The 18,436-nt window shown below is 62.6% G+C and carries 20 protein-coding genes; 13 read left to right on the top strand and 7 right to left on the bottom strand.

Annotation, left to right across the window (positions count from 1 at the left end):
* Positions 1-305: 305 nt before the first annotated feature.
* Both NLN62_RS49860 and NLN62_RS49865 read left to right on the top strand, forming a co-directional pair.
* Positions 306-479, top strand: a complete 174-nt coding sequence (locus NLN62_RS49860) for a hypothetical protein (protein ID WP_254114100.1) — start codon at positions 306-308, stop codon at positions 477-479.
* Entirely contained in the window at positions 476-1,729 is a 1,254-nt protein-coding gene (locus NLN62_RS49865; protein WP_371933167.1) for a recombinase family protein, read from the top strand. The genes NLN62_RS49860 and NLN62_RS49865 overlap by 4 nt, the downstream gene beginning before the upstream one ends.
* A 72-nt stretch (positions 1,730-1,801) precedes the next feature.
* Here the strand turns inward: NLN62_RS49865 and NLN62_RS49870 are convergent.
* Positions 1,802-3,015 (bottom strand): IS3 family transposase gene (locus NLN62_RS49870; RefSeq protein ID WP_254114101.1). Its coding sequence is split into 2 segments (ribosomal slippage): positions 1,802-2,739 and positions 2,739-3,015, totalling 1,215 coding nucleotides; the frame shifts between segments, so codons are not numbered across the junction.
* A gap of 224 nt (positions 3,016-3,239) precedes the next feature.
* Between NLN62_RS49870 and NLN62_RS49875 the strand changes: the two genes are divergently transcribed.
* The 5 genes from NLN62_RS49875 (at position 3,240) to NLN62_RS49895 (ending at position 7,322) form a co-directional block, all read left to right on the top strand.
* On the top strand, positions 3,240-3,461 hold the full coding sequence (locus NLN62_RS49875) for a hypothetical protein (protein WP_254114102.1): 222 nt from the start codon (positions 3,240-3,242) through the stop codon (positions 3,459-3,461).
* Between the two features lie 257 nt (positions 3,462-3,718).
* The gene (locus NLN62_RS49880; protein WP_256576122.1) at positions 3,719-3,919 is read left to right on the top strand and encodes a helix-turn-helix domain-containing protein; all 201 of its coding nucleotides are present in this window, start codon (positions 3,719-3,721) and stop codon (positions 3,917-3,919) included.
* A gap of 706 nt (positions 3,920-4,625) precedes the next feature.
* Positions 4,626-4,961, top strand: coding sequence for a helix-turn-helix domain-containing protein (locus tag NLN62_RS49885; protein ID WP_254106448.1), 336 nt, complete (start codon positions 4,626-4,628; stop codon positions 4,959-4,961).
* Positions 4,954-6,201, top strand: a complete 1,248-nt coding sequence (locus NLN62_RS49890; RefSeq protein WP_254114103.1) for a type II toxin-antitoxin system HipA family toxin — start codon at positions 4,954-4,956, stop codon at positions 6,199-6,201. Before NLN62_RS49885 ends, NLN62_RS49890 begins: the two co-directional genes overlap by 8 nt.
* A complete protein-coding gene (locus NLN62_RS49895) occupies positions 6,198-7,322 on the top strand; it encodes a hypothetical protein (RefSeq protein ID WP_254106446.1) in 1,125 nt (374 codons plus the stop codon). Before NLN62_RS49890 ends, NLN62_RS49895 begins: the two co-directional genes overlap by 4 nt.
* Before the next feature lie 89 nt (positions 7,323-7,411).
* Here the strand turns inward: NLN62_RS49895 and NLN62_RS49900 are convergent, their stop codons facing one another.
* Genes NLN62_RS49900 through NLN62_RS49925 form a run of 6 tightly spaced genes read right to left on the bottom strand, consistent with a single transcriptional unit; the run spans position 7,412 to position 13,346 of the window.
* Complete coding sequence (locus NLN62_RS49900) at positions 7,412-7,609, bottom strand: hypothetical protein (RefSeq protein ID WP_254114104.1); 198 nt, start codon at positions 7,607-7,609, stop codon at positions 7,412-7,414.
* A gap of 44 nt (positions 7,610-7,653) precedes the next feature.
* On the bottom strand, positions 7,654-8,001 hold the full coding sequence (locus NLN62_RS49905; RefSeq protein WP_254106445.1) for a hypothetical protein: 348 nt from the start codon (positions 7,999-8,001) through the stop codon (positions 7,654-7,656).
* On the bottom strand, positions 7,991-9,736 hold the full coding sequence (locus tag NLN62_RS49910) for an Hsp70 family protein (protein WP_254106444.1): 1,746 nt from the start codon (positions 9,734-9,736) through the stop codon (positions 7,991-7,993). The genes NLN62_RS49905 and NLN62_RS49910 overlap by 11 nt, the downstream gene beginning before the upstream one ends.
* Positions 9,733-10,476: a nucleotide exchange factor GrpE gene (locus NLN62_RS49915; protein WP_254106443.1), complete on the bottom strand. Its 744-nt coding sequence runs from the start codon at positions 10,474-10,476 to the stop codon at positions 9,733-9,735. Before NLN62_RS49915 ends, NLN62_RS49910 begins: the two co-directional genes overlap by 4 nt.
* A 17-nt stretch (positions 10,477-10,493) precedes the next feature.
* Entirely contained in the window at positions 10,494-10,874 is a 381-nt protein-coding gene (locus NLN62_RS49920; protein WP_254106442.1) for a DnaJ domain-containing protein, read from the bottom strand.
* Positions 10,875-10,895: 21 nt separating this feature from the next.
* Positions 10,896-13,346, bottom strand: coding sequence for a hypothetical protein (locus tag NLN62_RS49925; RefSeq protein ID WP_254114105.1), 2,451 nt, complete (start codon positions 13,344-13,346; stop codon positions 10,896-10,898).
* Positions 13,347-13,942: 596 nt separating this feature from the next.
* Between NLN62_RS49925 and NLN62_RS49930 the strand changes: the two genes are divergently transcribed.
* The 6 genes from NLN62_RS49930 to NLN62_RS49955 all read left to right on the top strand — a co-directional run bounded on the left by NLN62_RS49930 (position 13,943) and on the right by NLN62_RS49955 (position 18,419).
* The gene (locus NLN62_RS49930) at positions 13,943-14,323 is read left to right on the top strand and encodes an XRE family transcriptional regulator (RefSeq protein ID WP_254106440.1); all 381 of its coding nucleotides are present in this window, start codon (positions 13,943-13,945) and stop codon (positions 14,321-14,323) included.
* Entirely contained in the window at positions 14,316-15,230 is a 915-nt protein-coding gene (locus NLN62_RS49935) for an ABC-three component system protein (protein WP_254114106.1), read from the top strand. The genes NLN62_RS49930 and NLN62_RS49935 overlap by 8 nt, the downstream gene beginning before the upstream one ends.
* Entirely contained in the window at positions 15,227-15,472 is a 246-nt protein-coding gene (locus tag NLN62_RS49940) for an ABC-three component system middle component 6 (protein WP_254114107.1), read from the top strand. Before NLN62_RS49935 ends, NLN62_RS49940 begins: the two co-directional genes overlap by 4 nt.
* The gene (locus NLN62_RS49945; RefSeq protein ID WP_254114108.1) at positions 15,469-17,232 is read left to right on the top strand and encodes an ABC-three component system protein; all 1,764 of its coding nucleotides are present in this window, start codon (positions 15,469-15,471) and stop codon (positions 17,230-17,232) included. The genes NLN62_RS49940 and NLN62_RS49945 overlap by 4 nt, the downstream gene beginning before the upstream one ends.
* Before the next feature lie 8 nt (positions 17,233-17,240).
* Positions 17,241-17,840, top strand: coding sequence for a hypothetical protein (locus NLN62_RS49950; RefSeq protein WP_254114109.1), 600 nt, complete (start codon positions 17,241-17,243; stop codon positions 17,838-17,840).
* Between the two features lie 225 nt (positions 17,841-18,065).
* Positions 18,066-18,419 carry a hypothetical protein gene (locus tag NLN62_RS49955; RefSeq protein ID WP_254114110.1) on the top strand — a complete coding sequence of 118 codons (354 nt, stop codon included), beginning with the start codon at positions 18,066-18,068 and terminating at the stop codon, positions 18,417-18,419.
* Positions 18,420-18,436: the final 17 nt, after the last annotated feature.

Raw genomic sequence — 18,436 nt, forward strand, 5'->3', positions numbered from 1 at the left:
GCATAATGCAGGGATTCCGGGCAACGAAGTTCGAGTAACATATCCATTCCATCCTGACGCTGGCCGAGACCTGGTCGTGCTCGGCGAACAAATCCACGATGGTCATCGCCACTTCACGGTTCGCCGCGAGAACGGCCGTCTCCATCTTTTGCCGGCATGGATGACAGAGCCCGAATCAGCATCGGCTAAAATTGTAGCTGATCCGTTTCTCCCGGTGGACCGGCTTCTTGAGCTACGCACGTTCCTTGACGTCCTCGTAGCCTCGCGTTGGGAGGAATCACCTCCCGTTGAGGGAGGAGGAGCCCATGTCCAAGGCGATGCAAAAAAGACGGCAACCGGATCTGTTCGCGACGGCGCGAGCGGAGCATCTGCCTCAGGTGGTGCAAGCCGAGGCCGCCAAGTTGCTGTCGCTTCTGCTCAACGAAGCCGTAGCAAAGGTGTCTGCCCCACCCGCCCACAAGTCAGGAGGTGGATCATGACGAAGAACACCACTGATCACCTGGCGCGTAGCGCCGTGGTTTACGTTCGACAGTCCTCGGTCGACCAGGTTGTCCACAACCTGGAGAGCCAACGCAGGCAATACGGCCTTGAGGCACGCGCACGCGCACTCGGCTGGAGCGATGTCGAGGTTATTGATGATGATCTCGGCAAGTCCGGCGGCGGCGTTGCAAGACGTGGATTCGAGCGGTTGTTGGCGTTAATCTGCGAGGGGCGCGTCGGTGCGGTGTTTTCAATCGAGGCTTCCCGCCTCGCTCGAAACGGTCGAGACTGGCACACGTTGTTGGAAGTTTGCGGCTTGGTCGGCACGCTCATTATCGACGAAGATGGCGTCTATGATTCTCGGTCGATTAACGATCGATTGCTCTTGGGGATGAAGGGCACGATGAGCGAGCTGGAGCTCAGCGTCATTCGACAGCGATCAGTCGAAGCCGTCAAACAAAAGGCCCGGCGCGGCGAGCACTTCACGACGGTCGCGGTCGGGTATGTGAAGACGAAGGATGATCGAATCGAGAAAAACCCGGACGTACGTGTCCGCGAGTCCCTGGATCTTGTCTTCAGGAAGTTTGTGGAGCTCCAATCGATCCGGCAGGTCTTGCTCTGGTTGCTCCAGGAGAAGATCGCACTACCCTTCGCCGCGGGAGGTTCGCACGATCCGAAAATCGAATGGCGTACACCAAGCTACACGACGTTGAATCACATGCTCACCAACCCTGTGTATGCCGGTGCCTACGTGTTCGGACGACGGGGTGTCCGGATGACGGTCGAGAACGGTCGGAAGAAGGTAAAGCGAAATCCCCAACGAGATTGGAAAGCCTGGGACGTGCTGCTCCGCGACCATCACGAGGGCTACATCTCCTGGGATGAGTTTGTTCGAAACCAGCGCCTCATTGCGGACAATGCCAACGGCAAGAGCTACCTGGGTCGAGGAGCCGTCCGACGCGGCGAAGCACTTCTCCCTGGGCTTTTGCGCTGCGCGCGATGTGGCCGGCGGTTATACGTTCAGTATTCCGGCAGAGGCGGCGACACGCAGAGATATGTCTGCCGCGGAGACTTCAACAAGGCGGCCGTCGCAGCCTGTCTTGGCTTCGGTGGAATGCGCCTCGATCGGATGGTGGCGCGAGAGGTGCTGGAGCGGCTTCAACCGCTTGGCGTTGAGGCTGCGCTAAATGCAATGAAAACTCAGGGCGCCGAACAGTCGGAAAAACTGCTTCAGCTCCAAAGGTCTTGAAATGGACCCGCGGAGCGGGACCGCTTGAACCGGTTTGTTAGTTGGAAACTGACCGCTCCTGACCCCTTTCTATCACGCTGCCAGAGACTCTGTCTGCTGCAGTTGCTGTGGGCATGTGGTCAACGCGTCAGCGTTGTCCACCATGTCCACAGACTTCGCGGCCTGCATCCGTTCGCGCCAGACCGCCATCGGCGTGCGATAGCCGTGCGCCTGATGAAGGCGACGATGGTTGTAGAAGGCGATCCAGCTCGCGACCCCTGCCTTGGCCTCGCGGCCGTCGGCATAGCCCTTGAGATAGATGTCCTCATGCTTGAGCGACCGCCACAGCCGCTCGATGAAGACGTTGTCCATCCAACGACCGCGGCCATCCATGGAGATCTTGATCCCTGCGCTCGCCAACGCGCCGGTGAAGGCCGCACTGGTGAATTGGCTGCCTTGATCGGTGTTGAATATCTCCGGCGTGCCATACTTCGCCAGCGCCTCGTCCAGAGCCGCCACGCAGAACGAGACGTCCATCGTGTTCGACAACCGCCACGCCAGAACCGCACGGCTCGCCCAGTCGATGATGGCGACGAGATAAAGAAAGCCGCGGCCGATGGGCAGATACGTGATGTCGGCCGCCCATACCTGGTTTGGCCGGTCGATCGTCATGTTGCGCAACAGATAGGGATAGATCTTGTGGCCTGGCGCCGGCCTCGTCGTGTTCGGCCTTGGTCCCAGCGCCGCGATGCCCATCTTGCGCATCAACCGCTGCACGCGCTTGCGATTGACCTGAAGCCCCTCAGCCTTCAGCATCGCGGTCATTCGCCGCGAGCCCAGGAACGGCCAGGCGGTGAACAGCTCGTCGAGGCGCCGCATCAGGGCAAGGTCGTTGTCGTTGGCCGGCCGGGGCGGCCGGTAGACCCCAGAGCGCGCGATACCAAGCAACATGCATTGCCGGCGGATCGACAGCGCCATGTCGGCGCGATCGAGCATTCCTCGACGGTCCGGCGTGCTCATCTTCCGGACCTCCGCGCTAAAAAATCGCGCTCGATTGTCAGTTGTCCAATCTTGGCATGTAGCTTCTCGATCTCGCGTTCGCGAGCGTCCTCGCTCTCGCGCCCGACACCCGCGTCAAAGGCCCGGGCCGCCTGGTCCAGCAGTTGCTTCTTCCAGGCATAGATCTGGTTCGGGTGAACCTCGTAGCGCTGGGCCAGATCGGCCACCGTCGCCTGCTCCCGCACGGCTTCCAGCGCGATCTTTGCCTTCAGTGCCGCGTCGATCTTGCGTCTCGTCTTCGTCGTCATCATGCGCTCCGTCTATCAAACGGAGCAGCCCCTTCCAACTAAGCACGTGGTCCCAAAATCGGGGTCCATTTCAGTCTCTTGAACAGGCGCATTACGAAGCAAACCGAGCGTATCGCCAATATGACGCGGTCGACCCCGACAATCGTCACGTCGCTGGTGAACTTGAGCGTCGCTGGAACGAGCGCATCCAAGCTGTGCGTACAATTGAGCGAGAAATCGAGAGTTTGGCCAGTTCGCCTTCTCCTGGACTTAGCGCCGGCGATCGCGAAGCGCTGCTTAAGCTCGGGGACGATCTGAATAGAGCTTGGCAGCGCCCCGGTGTTACGTCGGAGATCAAGAAGAAGATCCTGCGTACAGTGCTGTCGGAAATCGTCGTCGACCTGGATCAGGACAATCAGCATCTGGACCTCATCATCATTGGCAAGGTGGCGATCACACCCGCCTGAAAGTTAAGAAGAACCGTGTCGGCGTGACGCGTTGGACGACCGACATCGAGGTAGTGGATCTTGTGCGCATGCTCGCACGTCAAATGCCTGACTACTCGATCGCCGCCTTGCTTAATCGCTCCGGAAAAACAACCCCGCACGGGGCGTCCTGGACGAGGACGAGCGTATGTTCGTTGCGCAGAACCCGCGAGATCGCCCGTTATCGTGAGGGGGAACGCCAGGATAGAGGTGAGCGCTCGTTAATCGAAGCAGCAGAGATGCTCGACGTCAGTCCATCGACGATACGTCGCATGATCATTGAGGGACGATTGCCTGCGGAGCATTTATGCAAGGGCTCGACATGGATCATCAAACAATCTGATCTCACGCGACCGGACGTGCGCCAAGATGCCTCTCGCAGGCGATCGCGCCGCAGTCCGCCGTCTTGCGACGCCAACCAGAAATGCCTTGAATTATAAGGAGATAGACAGATGGGTAGTATGAAGCGCCCTCGTCCGAAGGGGCTGCATGATGCAGGGATTTCGGGCAACGACGTTCGAGTAACATATCCATTCCATCCTGACGCTGGCCGGGACCTGGTCGTGCTCGGCTAACAAATCCACGATGGCCATCGCCACTTCACGGTTCGCCGCGAGAACGGCCGTCTCCATCTTCTGCCGGCATGGATGACGGAGCCCGAAGCAGCATCGGCTAAAGTTATAGCTGATCCGTTTCTCCCAGTGGACCGACTTCTTGAGCTTCGCACGTTCCTTGACGTCCTCGTAGCCTCGCGTCGGGAGGAATCGCCTCCCGTCGAGGGAGGAGCCCATGTCCAAGACGACGCAAAAAAGGCGGCAACCGGATCTGTTTGTGAATGCTGATCGAAAAATGCCCCCCATCGGCGTCGTCGGGACCGCTTCAGGCCATTGATTTCATTAAATTGAAATGATGGGACCCCCACGCCGATGATGGTTGAGACCCCACGCCGAAACACATCCCGAGATGCGAATACCGACTTTCGGAGACTACGCCGGGTTTTTGACAGTTCTCAACCAACAGGCCCTCTCCTTGGCCGATATATACGCTTTGGCGACCATCCACTACGGTAATACCGGCGTTGGCCAACTAGAGGATTTGTAAGCTTCGTGCTACACATCTTACAAATCTGTAGCACGAAGGTGTCAAATGCCGACCCCCCACAATCCTCCCGCCGCCGTTCGACGGGCCCTGCGCAAGCTCGGCGCCGACATCCACGATGCCCGGCGGCGCCGGCGGCTGCCGATGGCGGTCGTGGCCGAGCGCGCCTTCACGTCCCGCTCGACACTGCAAAGGGTCGAAGCCGGCGACACCAACGTCAGCATTGGCATCTATGCCGGCGTTCTTCAGGCACTCGGCCTGCTCGACGGCTTGATCAAAGTCGCCGACATCAGCAACGACAGCGTCGGCCAGGCGCTCGCCAGCGCCGAGCTGCCCAAGCATATCCACGTCAAACGCAAGACCGGAGCCTCACGCAATGGCTGACTTCGAGGTGCATATTGATCTCGGCGGCCACACGCGCCGCATCGGATTGGCCAGAAGCAATCGCGCTCGCGGCTCGGAGACCATCCTTTTCGAGTACGATGGCGCGTGGCTTGATGATCCGGACCGGTTCTCCCTGGAACCCGCCCTCGCCCTGACGCGCGGCGCCTTTGCTCCTCCTGCCGGACTGGCTACTTTCGGCTCCATCGGCGACTCCGCGCCTGACACCTGGGGCCGCCGTCTCATGCAGCGCGCCGAACGCCGCCTCGCCGATCGCGAAGGCCGCGCCGTTCGCACGCTTGCAGAAAGTGACTATCTGCTCGGCGTTGCCGACGAAACGCGGCTTGGCGCCCTCCGCTTTCGCTGGGTCGGCGAAGAAACCTTCCAGGCACCGATCCGCGCCGGTGTGCCCGCCCTGATCGAACTCGGCCGACTGCTCCAGATCACCGAGCGCATTCTCCGCGACGAGGAAACGGACGAAGATCTCCAGCTCATCTTCGCTCCAGGTTCCTCTCTCGGCGGCGCCCGGCCGAAGGCCTCGGTCGTCGACCAACACGGTCATCTCTCGATCGCCAAGTTTCCAAAGGAGACCGACGACTATAGCATGGAGACCTGGGAAGAGATTGCGCTGCGGCTCGCCAGCAAGGCTGGCATCGCCACCCCGCAACACGAACTGATCGAGGTGGCCGGCAAGGCCGTCATGCTGTCACGACGCTTTGATCGAAATGACGCCGTTCGCATCCCGTTCCTGTCCGCCATGGCGATGATGAGCGCCAAAGACGGCGAGCGCGGCAGCTATCCGGAGATAGTCGACGCTCTCGCGCAGCATGGCGCGCAAGGAAGGACGGACGCTCATGCCCTCTACCGGCGCGTCGTTTTCAACGTGCTGATCTCCAATGTCGATGATCATTTACGCAACCACGGTTTCCTGTGGCTGGGAAAGGCGGGATGGTCGCTCTCTCCGGCTTACGATCTCAATCCAGTGCCCACCGATGTGAAGGCGCGGGTGCTGACGACGAACATCGACCTCGACGAAGGCACCTGCTCGCTCGATCTGCTCGAGGCCACGTCGGAATATTTCGGGCTCACGCTGCCGCAGGCCCGCGCGATCATCAAGGAAGTCGCGACCACGACCGCTACCTGGCGCGACACCGCCAAAGCCGTCGGCGCCCGCGCCGCCGAGATCAATCGCATGGCCAGCGCTTTCGAGCACGATGACCTCAAACGAGCGCTGGCGCTTTGACTCGGACATTCCTTCATAGCTTCGACCCTGCGGCCGCGAGCCCCGTCGCCGGCCCGACCGTCGACCTTGAAGTCTCCGATATCGAGGATGCCGGCATTCGGGAGGTGCTGCAGACACCAGGCGCCGCCTATGGCGCGTGGTCCATTCTCGACGAACTGCTGGCGCCGACCGGCGCCGGAACGCCTTTCATCTTCAGGGAGCCGCTTGGACAGGCGCGCGAAGTCAAAGTTGCGCTCTCGGGTCTGTTTGGACGCTTCGTCGCCCGCGCCTATCTCGAGCGACACTTCAATCTTTCGATCTTTGCACATCTCGGCAGCCGAACCATCGACCTGGACCGCCGCAGACAGGTCAAGGTCAAGCGCCCGTTTCGCGGCGACCTGCCCGACTGGATCGCCTGTGCCTCTGACCTTTCCTCCCTAACGGTGGCCGAGGCGAAAGGCTGCCATGATGTGGCAGAACCCGCGAAGGCGCTGGATCGCGCATGGACGCAGGCTGGACGGATCGATGTCACCGCCCAAGGCCGCAAAGTCACGGTGAAGCGCATCGCGATCGCAACGCGCTGGGGAATGGCTGTAGCTGGTCCAGCCGATGTCCATCTCTCGGTCCGCGATCCCGTCGATGAAGGCGAGCCCGTCGCTCCCGAAGAAAAGAACGCGCTGTTCATCGGCCTTCTTCGGCTGCATATCGCCAACCTGATCAAGCCGCTCGGTCATGCCGAATTGGCAGGCGCCCTCCATCGTCTCACGCATCAACCATTTGCCCGAAGGCTCCAGGACGATCTCGGACTCGCGCGAGTGCTGCTCGATGCCGCATCGGCACGGGACGTGGAAGAGGCAAGCGCCATCGGCGGGCTTGTCGGCGGCATCGTTACCCGCGCGGGAGCAATCACCGACGCCGATGTCGCGCCCGCCGACCAGGAAGCGCTCGCTCGCCTCAACCTCCGGCCGGTCTTTGTCGGGATCGAGCGCGATCTCATTCGCGTAGCCATCGACGCAGAGCCTGACGCCGTGCGCAACCGCCTAGCTACCATCGTGCATCCTGATGACTTTGCCCGATATGACCGCGCAGGCGGCTGGATTGTGCCGCTCGGCGAGGAACGACGCATCAGCGGCGAGACCTGAAACCAGTCGCGGAAACAGAGTGAGCTAAATCGTCTGTAGTAGACCTTAGTTCAGATCACGATTCGTTGCAGACCACCCGCTTTGAAAAGTCAGACCGCATGATACACGACCCGTTTCTTCGCCGTTAGCCGCAGCAGATCTATGGGGCCGATCGCCCTTCCCCTGAGCTTCATAACGTCTTCGTGCAGGCCGCTCACATACTCGTCGAACCGCTCTGCATGGATGTTGGCCTTTTCAAACGTGCTCACGGCGCGCTCGCGCGCAGGCGCGGGGATCGCCGTATTCACCCCGGTTTCGGGCTGATACCGGAAGTTCGACTGATCCACCCCGATCAGGCCGTCGGCCCGGCGCTCCGAGTAGCGGTCGGATCGGGCTCAGTTCGTCTGCCGTCGGGCGCCTCACCGTCGGCGAGCGCCGACAGGATCCAGGCGAGATCGGGTGTTGCCCGCAATGTGCTGGCGCGGCGGAGCAGGCAGACGGCGGCGGCCCAGTCGCCAGTGGCGAGGCTTTGAAGGCCGGCCCCCACCAGCGTCGCGCTCTGCTGCGCGATTCGGTGGACAGTTTCAAGCTCCGCCCGGCAGCGCCGACAGGTGTCGCCGCCGCTGAGCCGCGCGCCGCAGATCGGGCACTGGTCCAAGACCCCGGTGATCATGACGCGCCGCTCCGGATCAGGTCTCAAGATAGAACAGAAGATCATCGAGCCGCAGCACCGTGTCGGCGAGCCTGGCGTCGTCGCCGCTCGCCCGGCTATCCTCGATGGTTTCAATCAGATCGACGATCTCGGTGCGGTCCTCCGCGACCGCGCCGTCGAGTTTGGCGCGCGCCTTGACGAGCAGGGTCTCGAGTTTCGGGTCGACCGGGGCGGCCCCCTCGACGTCCGTCACTATCTGGTCAGTGGACTCGCCGAACAGACGGTCGATGTGCCGACGGGCCTCCTCGATCTCTGCCTTCTCATAGCGCGACATCGCCTTGTCGATGGTGATCCGCCGTTCGAGCCCGGTCGTCTTCTCCTTGGCGGATATGTGCAGGATGCCGTCGCGGTCCAACGCGAGATCCAGGATGATGGTGTTGCCGGCCGGCACGTCGGCGAGGTCCTCGACGCGGAACTCGCCGATCTGGATGTTTTCCAGGGCGTCCTCGTTCTCGCCCTGATAGATGCGAACCTCGACGACCTTCTGATTGTCGTTGATGGTCACGAACGCCTCGCTCTTGCGCACCGGGATCGGCGTGTTCTTGGGAATGATCGGGATGAAGCAGTAGGGATAGAGGGTGCCGCCCAGCTCACCGAGTGCGCCGGTGCCGAACGTATAAGGGGTCACGTCCACCAGCACGGCCGACACCTTCTCGCCCGCGATGGATGCGCCCTGGATGGCAGCCCCCATCGCGACGCACAGGTCGGGATCGACCTCGCCGCGAGCCGGCCGCCCGAACACTTCGAACAGCCGGTCGCGGATCAGCGGAGTGCGGGTTGCGCCGCCGACCAGGAGGACTTCCTCGATCTGCGACGCGGTCAGGGCGGCTGATTCCAGCGCGATGTGGATCGCGCTCAGCGTCTCCTCGATGAACGGCGCGATCATCTCCTCGTAGTCGGCGCGGGCGAGTTCCAGAGCGAGATGGATCGGCTTGCCGCCGACCTCGGCGAGGTATTCCTCCTCGATCCGCGCGAACGGATGGTCGGAGAGATGCTTCTTGGCGTTCTCGGCGGCGCGATGGATGCGCGCCATCGCCGGCGGATTGTCGCTGACGTCCACTTTGTGCTCGATCCTGAGATGGTCGAGCACGTGTTCGACGATCTTATGGTCGAAGTCGTCGCCGCCGAGATGGTTGTTGCCGTGGCTGGCGATGACCTCGACCACACCCTCTTCGATGCGCACCACGGAGACGTCGAAGGTGCCGCCGCCGAGATCGTAAACCAGCACCCGCTTGCCCTGCTGCTGCGCGGCCTCGTAGACCAGCGCCGCCGCGGTTGGCTCATTGACGATGCGAGCCACCTCGAACCCGGCGATCTCGCCGGCTTCACGGGTGGCCTGCCGTTGCGCGTCGGAGAAGAAAGCCGGCACCGTGATCACCGCCTTGCGCACCGGCGCGCCCAGCCGCTCCTCGGCGATCTCCTTGAGGCGGCGCAGGATCATCGCCGAGACGTCCTGCGGCGTATAATTTCGGTGGCCGAGCGAGACCTTGCGGTCGCTACCCATCAACCGCTTGATCGAGCGCACCGTGCGTTCGGGATGAAGGATGTACTGGTTGCGCGCGGCTTCGCCGATCAGGAGGCTGCCGTCCTGATCCAGCCCGACGACCGACGGCAGAATCAGGCGCCCGCTGCTATCTGCCTGCATCTCGGGCCGGCCGTCGCGATAAACAGCGATCTCCGAATTGGTGGTCCCGAGATCGATTCCGACAATGGTCTCGCTCATTCGTCATCTCCCCGATCGGAACGATCCTTGGTGCCCTTATCCTTGGCGCTCGTGCGTTTCGCCACGATCACCTCTGCGACGCGCAGCAATTCGCCTTCCCACTCGAAACCAGTGCGGGATTCAGCAATCACCAGTCCCTCGGTGACGAATGGATCGTCTCGCGTCCCCACCACTCGCGCAACATTGGGCGTCAACGGGCGGCCGATGGTGGCGATCGGGGTGACGCGGCGATCCGCCAGAACCCGATCGAACCGCTGCAACGTCATCTCCAGGCCCTCCCGCCAAGGGTCGCGCGAGGGTCGCCGCCACGGTCGCCACGGCGACGCGCGCCGCGGCGGAGCGGCCGCGAGCCCGGCGGCAAGGCGATCCCGCACGTCAAGGATGTCGAGCAGCAGCGGCCGCAGAACGGTGCGGGTCTGCTCGCGGGCGCGCGCATGCGCTTCCTTCAGCTCGCGGTCCAGCGCTGTGTTGGCGGATTGCAGCGTCGCGAACACGTCGCGGAACTGGTCGAGCGCGTCCTTGACGATGCGCGACTGGGTGCGCACCTCGTTGCGGGTGGCGGCGATCTCCACGAACACTGAGAACAAGTCCCGCGCCTCGTCGGTCACGGCATCGCTCTCGAGGTCGGCTACCATCTCGATCGCATCCGCGGCCTGCGAGACGTCGGCCTCCGGCGCGTCCGCCGCATCGAGATAGGCGCGCAGCCGCTCGAGCAACGTTTCCTTGATGGATTGGTCCATGTCGTCCCTCCCGCCGCTCACGCACCGTTGGTTCGCGCGGCGCCGGTTCGTGCGGTCTCGGTTCGTGACGTCTCTTGCCATCGCGCGATCGCCTGCTCGATACCCTCGACCAGCAGCGCCGTCACCTGCGCTTGAGAAACCCGCCCTTGCTGCCGCGCCTCAGGCGACGGCAGGCTGGCCGTCTTGAGCCGCGTCAGTGCGGTGTCGTGCGTAGCGAGCAGCTTCGCTGCGAGCCGTTGGCGCTCGGTGTGCAGAGCTTCAAAAGCCGCACGGTAGCTCTGGAACCGCTCCGGCTCACGGTCGGGCGGGAAGTCCCGCACCAGCGTCAAGTATCGCCGCTTGATCTCGTCGTCACTGGCGCTCTCGTCGACGCCGAGGATGGAAAACGGGTCCGTCATCACGTGTCGTCCTCAGGGCGCTCAGAACGGCGGCGCCTCGCCGAGGGCCGCGACGACCATCGTCGTTGCGACCATTTCCAGGAGCGGGCGCGGCAACGCGGCGCCGAACGGCAGCTTGCCGAGCCGGTCGGCGAGGGCCGCGACGCCGCCGGCCCGTCCATGCGACCTGACGAGCTTCTGAACGTCGCGCTGCGAAATTGTCTCCATGAAACTCGTCACAATGTCTTCGAGGACATCGAAGCCGCCGGTGGCGTTCGCCTCGCGCCGCCGCGCCCGTCGCCGAGACTCGCGATCGTCACCTGTGCTGTTGAGGTAGCGGTCGATGCGGCTGTAGCCGTGCCGATTCTGCTCGATCGCGGGCGAGCGGCACATCTCATCGAGATCGGCCTCCTCGCCGACGGACATCCAGTCCGGGTTATTCTTGGTCCGGGCGACGATCTCGTAGAAGCGCCACAGCCGCTCGTTCGGCTCGCGCCGCTTGCCGGCAGCAGCGAACGCGTGGAGTATGTCGAAGTAGTTCCCGCGCACGATCGCGTCCGCCACCGAATAGAATTCCGCGATCGACAGTACAATGTGCGTGGCGTTTCGCAGCCACGTGCAGAACTTCCAGGCCAACTCGGACGTGGCCTTCTGATCGGCCCGGACGTCTTCCGCCGAGAACAGGGTGGCGATCGCGATGATCTCCGGCTTGGAGGGATTTCCGCGCATGATGCGCGCGAGTTCATCACGGATCAGCGACAGCGGTCCTGACCGCGGCGGCGTCAGCAGTGCATCCTGCAAGGCGGCGCGGAACCAACCGACCGCGCCGCCACCGGCCAAATCTACCCCCTCGCGAAGTCGCGCCTCCGCCTCCAGGTCCAGCCCGCCGCGCAAGCCGACGAGTCCCCGGTTGGTCCGCAGGTCGGCGTTCGGCGTATCGGCGCGGTCCCATTCGCCGGCTGCGGCCAACTCCTTCCAGGCGAGGTCGGGACGCTTCGCGCGCATCTGTTTGCGGGCATACGAGATCTGCATCTCGATCATGCGCTGGCGCGCCAGCCGGTTGATGGGATCGACCGCCAAAAGCTTCTTCGCGAACCCAGCCGCCTTCTTGTACGCCTTGCGGGCGGCCGCCGACTCGATCGCCTGCATCAGCACGGCGCTCTCGGCCGGGAACCGTTGCACGGCATCCTCAGCGAGGGCATGCCAGTCGTTGTCGTCGCCATTTTCGCGATGAAGCTTGGTGAGCTGCAGCACCGCCGGCAGATGGTCCGGATCGTAGTCGAGGCTCTTCTTCAGGTAGGAGACGACAGGGTCGGTGAACGGATCTTCGCCCGCGATCATCGGCTCCTTGAGCGCCAAGGTCGCCAGATGACGATAGATAATGCCTGCTGACAGCTTGCCGTCGCGCGAGCTGTCCCCCACGAAATGCTGTGCTGCGGCACGCCAGCTGGACTCGGCGCGGGTCCAGTCCTGCTTCGTCTCGGCCGCGAGCGCGAAGATGCGCGCCTTCTCGGCATCCAACAGTTTTCCGAAGGTTTTCTCAAAGGGGATGATGCGGTCGGGGAGCTGCGGCAGCAAATTGAAGCAGGCCCTCCGGATGTCGGCGGCCGGCAGGATCGCCGCCTGCTTCGACAGGCAGTTGAACAGCGTACCTGGCCCGCGGCGTTCGGCGTCCAGCAGCCGCTCCAGCAGCGATGGCGTGGACCAGCCACCGAGCCTGGCGAACGCAAAGGCCCGCTGCGCCCCGCTCGCCTGGCCTAGCCGACCGATAACCTCCGCCGGCTCACCGGGCAGCGCCGCCTCGACCGCAAGCCGCAGCGGCCCGAATGGCGAGGCGGGCGGAACGCCGTCGAGCAGCCGGCGGGCCTTCGCCGGATCGTCAGTGAGCAGGGCCTTGATGATCAGCCGCACCGGCCCGAACGGCGAGCGCGCCGGGATGTTGGCGAGCAGCGGTTCGATCTCGCAAGCGGGCTTCTGCTCAGTCAGCGCGGCCAGCACCGCACGCGCCGCATTGGCGGCCGCGATCCATTCGGCGCGAGCCGGCGGGTCGTCGTCGCCCAACTTAAGCGGAACCGGCCGAGCCAAAAACAGCGCCGCAGTCAGCTCGGACAACAGGCGTCTCTGGTCCGGCTCCGGGACGTCGGTTCCGATGTATTTAAGGGCCTGAGCGAGCGCCTTCTCGATCTGGCCCTGGCGGACCAAGCAGCTGAGCAGGAGCAGCGGCTCCTTGACGGCGCCGTCGAGCGCCACCGCGTGGCCGAGCACGACCTCGGCCTCCTTGAACAGCCCCTTGGCGGACAGCATCTTTGCGCGACCCACATAGGCGGCAGCAAGGGCGTCCCGCCAGTCGGGCTTGGCCTCCTGCTTGAAGAGCTGCTTGTAGAGCTCGATGGCCTCCTTGAATCTGCCAAGACGAAGCGCCTCCGCGGCCTGGGGGACGAGCGCATCGGCCGGTGCTGCAGACTGAATTTTGCGCGGGTTCTGATTGGCCATGCCGACGACTCTTGGCCATGTTTAGCCGCGATGTCGACCACTCGGGGGGCCCCGATCGATCGTATCCCCAAGCTGTGCACAGGGTCCAGGAGGCTCCAAGTCCAACAATCCTGGCCCTGAGTTCGTTGTTTTGTTCTGAATGGTGGCAAAATGGCGCGCCGCACCGGGCGATGATGATAACTACGTTTACGCTATAGCCCTCTAAATTCGGGGCTGCAATCGGACTGGAAGCCACTGAAATCACAGCGGCTTTCGGCTCCTCGCCTCGCCGGCACGCGGATTCTCGTAAGTTGGAAGGAATCGCCTCGGCCGAGCAATGCCCCCGATTGCCTTCCTTAATATCACGCTCAACGAGGACCGTCGGAAAGCTGGCCGACGCTGTGGCGTGGTCAAGCCCGGCCCGTACCGAACCGCGTAAGCGGACTTCGAGTTCGTCAAGTTCCACCAAGGGATGGATAGTCACTTCTGCCGTTGACCCCAACATAGCTTCAAGGCTATATGCATGAATATGTCAGTGGTGGAGTCGCATCACGGTAGGTCATGCCCGGAGGGCCATGGCCTGCTTTCACCAAATCTCATCAAGGAAGGACAGCAGGATGGGCCGGAGCCACGACGACATCATCACCGCCCTTCCTCATGACAAGCAGGTCGCAATCGGAGCGCGCCGTGACGAATTGAAACAGGAAGTCGAAGGTTTGCGCGAACTGCGGCAGATCGCAGGCAAGGCGCAGGCGGACGTCGCATCCGCGCTCAATATCACCCAGCCCTCGGTCTCGAAGATCGAAAAGCAGACCGACATGCACCTCTCGACGCTTCGCAACTATGTTGAAGCCGTCGGCGGCGAGCTGGAGCTGACCGTCAAACTGCCCAAGCGGCCGGCGTTGCGGATTCATCATCTGGGCGATCTTGCGTCGGTCGGTGCCGTTTCGGCACGGAAGAAGAGCGGCGATCCGTCGCCAAGGCGGCGCCATGGATGAGCTGCAACAGTCCATCTACGTCGATCGCTTTCGTTTGGCATTTCACACCAAGAAAGGTGCGGCATTTCAGGATTGGTTCGTCCTTCTGGCCGGACACGCTTTCGGTCCCGATTTCGAGGAGGTTCGCCCCTACGGTCCTTACGGCGACCTGAAATGCGATGGCCGCCGGATCAGCTCCGGCTCCGTGTTCCAGTGCTATGCACCCGACGCCATGAAAGAAGCCGACCTCATCGACAAGGTCGATGCGGACTTCCACGGCGCGCGTGCGCATTGGGGTGGCAATATGCTGGAGTGGGTGTTCGTACATAACGACGGGCGCGGGCTGCCGCCGAACGCGGTTCAGCATCTCGGCGGGCTTCGTCAGGCCCATGCACCGCTTCAAATCGCAACATGGTCCGAGCCGGAACTGCTCGATCTTGCCATGATGCTCGACCTGGCTGCGCTTCAGGCTCTCTTCGGCCCTGCGGCTTCGATCGCGATCGTGGATCGTCTCGTCATGTCCGATCTCGTCCCGATCATCGAGGCGCTCCAACGGCAAGAACCCAATCCGACCGATCCACCCTTGACGCCACCGTCGCCGGAAAAGCTGGAAAAGAACGCTCTTTCCGAGGAATCGGGCCTGTTCCTGCGTATCGGCCGTCGGAAGTCTGCGCTCGTCGACACCTTCTTCCGCAAAAGCCCGCGTCCCGATCTCGGTGAGCGCATCGCTGAGGCGTTTCGGCTGCGCTATGCCGAGTTGAAGGCTCTCGATCTTTCGGCGGATACGATCTTCAAGCACCTTCAGGATTATGCCGGCTTCAACGGTGAACCGAAGCGGCAAGGCGCGGCGCTGGCGGTCCTCGCCTATTTCTTCGATAGTTGCGACATTTTCGAAGATCCGATCGTCATTTCCGTGGAGGCGTCATGATCCTCCCGACGAAGCATGTCCGCCCCGATCGCGCGCTCATCGGCGTCGGCGCCGAGGTTCTCGATATCCTCAAACGGCCGATGACCATGTCGCGACTGTGGGACGAGATGCGCGGACGCCGCTCGCTCCATGTGCCCAACGCCCCGATCGACTACCAGTGGTTCATCCTGTCGCTCGACCTGCTCTTTACGATCGGCGCGGTCGATTTCGATCGCGGCCTGATGCGGAGGGTTCAGCCATGATCCGCCGTTTCGGTAGCGACCTCGAATCGTTCAAGACGCTGACCTTCAAGCCCGGCCTGAACATCCTTCTGGCCGACAAGAGCGAGGGCGCGAACGATCGCCAATCGAGAAATGGCGCCGGCAAGACCAGCTTCATCGAACTGGTTCATTTCCTATTTGGCGCCGACGCGCGCAAGGACAGCATCTTCCGATCCGATGCGCTGACGGCCTGGACTTTCGATGTCGCCGTCGACATTGCTGGTGACGCCATCTCGGCCGCGCGCAGTGGCGCCAAGCCGAGCCGGATCGTGGTCAATGGTCCGGTTGAGAACTGGCCGATCCCGCCCCAGTTCGATAGCCGAGCCGGGCTTTTTGAACTGTCCAACGAGAACTGGAAGGCCAATCTCGGCCAGCTCTGGTTCGGCTTGCCCATTTCGGCTGGCAACGAAGCCGAGCGCTTTCAGCCGTCGTTCCGTTCGCTCTTCTCCTATTTCGTCCGCCGTCAGAACAGCGGCGGCTTTCAGCAGCCGATGCAGCATTCAGGGATGCAGCAGGCATGGGATCAGCAGGTCTCGATCTGCTATCTGCTCGGGCTCGACTGGAGCATCCCCGGCCATTTTCAGGAACTGCGCGCACAGGAGAAGGTTGCGCAGGAACTGCGCAAGGCTGCCCGGAGCGGCGACCTTGGCCGGTTCTTTGGTAAGGCGGCCGATCTCAGGACGAGATTGACCATCGCCGAGGCTCGCGCAGCGCGGCTGCGTCAACAGCTTGAGACGTTCGAGGTCGTGCCAGAATACAAAGCTCTGGAGCGCGAGGCGAACGAGATCACACGCGAGATCGACGGCATGAACGTCGAGAACGTGATCGATGGCGATCTTCTGCAACAGCTTCGCGCCTCGCTGTCCGACGAGGATGCGCCCGATCTGGGGGATGTCACGAAGCTCTATGCCGAGGCCGGGGTCGTTCTGCCCGACATGGTGCGGCGGCGTTTCGACGAGGTGGAACGCTTCCACCGGATCATCATCGAGAACCGGCGCGCGCATCTGACCGCTGAGATCGCCTCGGCCGAGGCTCGCGTTGCCGATCGCGATCAGCGCACCGCCGAGCGCGACCGTCGCCGACGGCAGATCATGGGCGTGCTTCGCTCCGGCGGCGCACTGGAACACTACACTTCGCTGCGCGAGGAAGTCGGCCGAGCCGAGGCGGAGGTCGAGGGACTTCGCCAGCGGCTCGACACCGCCGAGCGGATCGAGAGCACCAAGGCCGAACTCGACATCGAGCGGGCCAACCTAACCAAGGCGCTGCGTGACGACATCCACGAGAGGGCCGACCTCATCCGCGAGGCGATCCTCGCCTTCGAGTCGCTGTCGGAATCCCTTTACGAGAAGGCGGGCAGCCTGACGATTTCCGAAACCGGAAGCGGCCCCCAGTTCGAGGTCCATATCGACGGGCAGCGAAGCAAGGGCATTACCAACATGCAGATCTTCTGCTTTGATCTCATGTTGACCGAAATCAGCCTGAAGAACGGCCGTGGTCCCGGCTTCCTGATACATGACAGCCACCTGTTCGATGGCGTGGACGAGCGGCAAGTCGCCAAGGCGTTGCAGCTCGGGGCCGAGCGGGCCGAGGCAGCCGGCTTCCAGTATATCGTCACGATGAACTCCGACGCGCTGCCGCGCGAGGGCTTCAAGGCCGGCTTCGACATCCGTTCTCGCATTATAGAAACGAAGCTGACAGATGCGACGGACACCGGGGGGCTGTTCGGCCTGCGCTTCGAGTAGGCCGGCCCATGCGATCCGTTCCCTTTACCCGACCCACCCTGATTGCCGCCGTCGAACTGTTCGAACAACACAGTCAGGCGCGCTTCAATCAGGTGGTGCTTCGTCTCGGGCTTGAGAATGAGATTTCTTCGAATACCAGCATCAGCGTCGCGAAGAAATGCGACTTGCTTGGACGCATCGTTGTTCAGCGCTCTGAAACCGTCATCGACACGCTCGACGGCCGCATGACACTCGGCGAAGCCGTGGTGCGCCAAGCCGCGTTGCTGGCACAACAGGATGCCACTCACCCGTTGCAGACGGCGTTTGCCCGCGGCCTGGCCCACGACGCCTTTGTATTGGTGTGGGATGACGATGGCCGCAGTGCCTCTATTCGGGCCGCGCTGCCGAGGGAAATCCAGCTCCCCGAAACCGATGATGAGGTGCATCGGCTCCTGAAATCCTTCGGTTTCGCAACACCGCTCGGTCATCTCGATCAGGCGATCGAAGCGCACACCCGCGGCGATTGGGCGGCCTGCAACGGACAGCTTCGCACGTTCCTCGAAAGCCTATTCAGCGACATTGCCAGAAATGTCCGCCCGGAAGACGCGGCGAAACGGCCCAACGCCTAGAACCGTCGGGCGTTGCTGGAGGAAATCGGCTTCCTGTCGGCGAGCCGCAACGGATGGACTGCGGATGGGAAAAGCTACATCAATGGCCTATTCAAGATGCTGCACACTGAGGGATCGCATCCCGGTCTTTCGGATGAAGACCACAGCACCTTTCGTCTTCATGTCGTACTCGTAACCGCGCGAACCTTCCTCAGGCGCTTGGCCAATGGGCGGTAGGAGGCGCGAATGAGTGGATGGACACTGGATGATCTGCATCGCTTGGACCGGAAATATGCGGAGGAAGGCGTTCACACCCATCAGCGACCGTTCCGGGCCGCAGTAGAATTGCTCGGCTCGAACTTCGTCATCGGCGCGGGTGGTAATCTTGAAGTCAAGCTTATCATGGATGCTTACGCTGCCATGGTGCCGGAAGTTGAAACGAGTTGGCCCGGTGCCGGGATCGGATTGGTCGCGTCTGTCGATCAGGCACGAAAGGCCGTTTTCCCCATCGTCTTCGGCCAGAATGCCCCCCAGCCTTGGCAGATGACGGGTTTCGAGAATGCCGAGGAATATGGAATTGGTGCCGCCAGGATCGGATGATCGCCGCGGATGTCGCC

The sequence above is a fragment of the Bradyrhizobium sp. CCGUVB23 genome (assembly GCF_024199885.1).
Classification (GTDB): Bacteria; Pseudomonadota; Alphaproteobacteria; order Rhizobiales; family Xanthobacteraceae; genus Bradyrhizobium.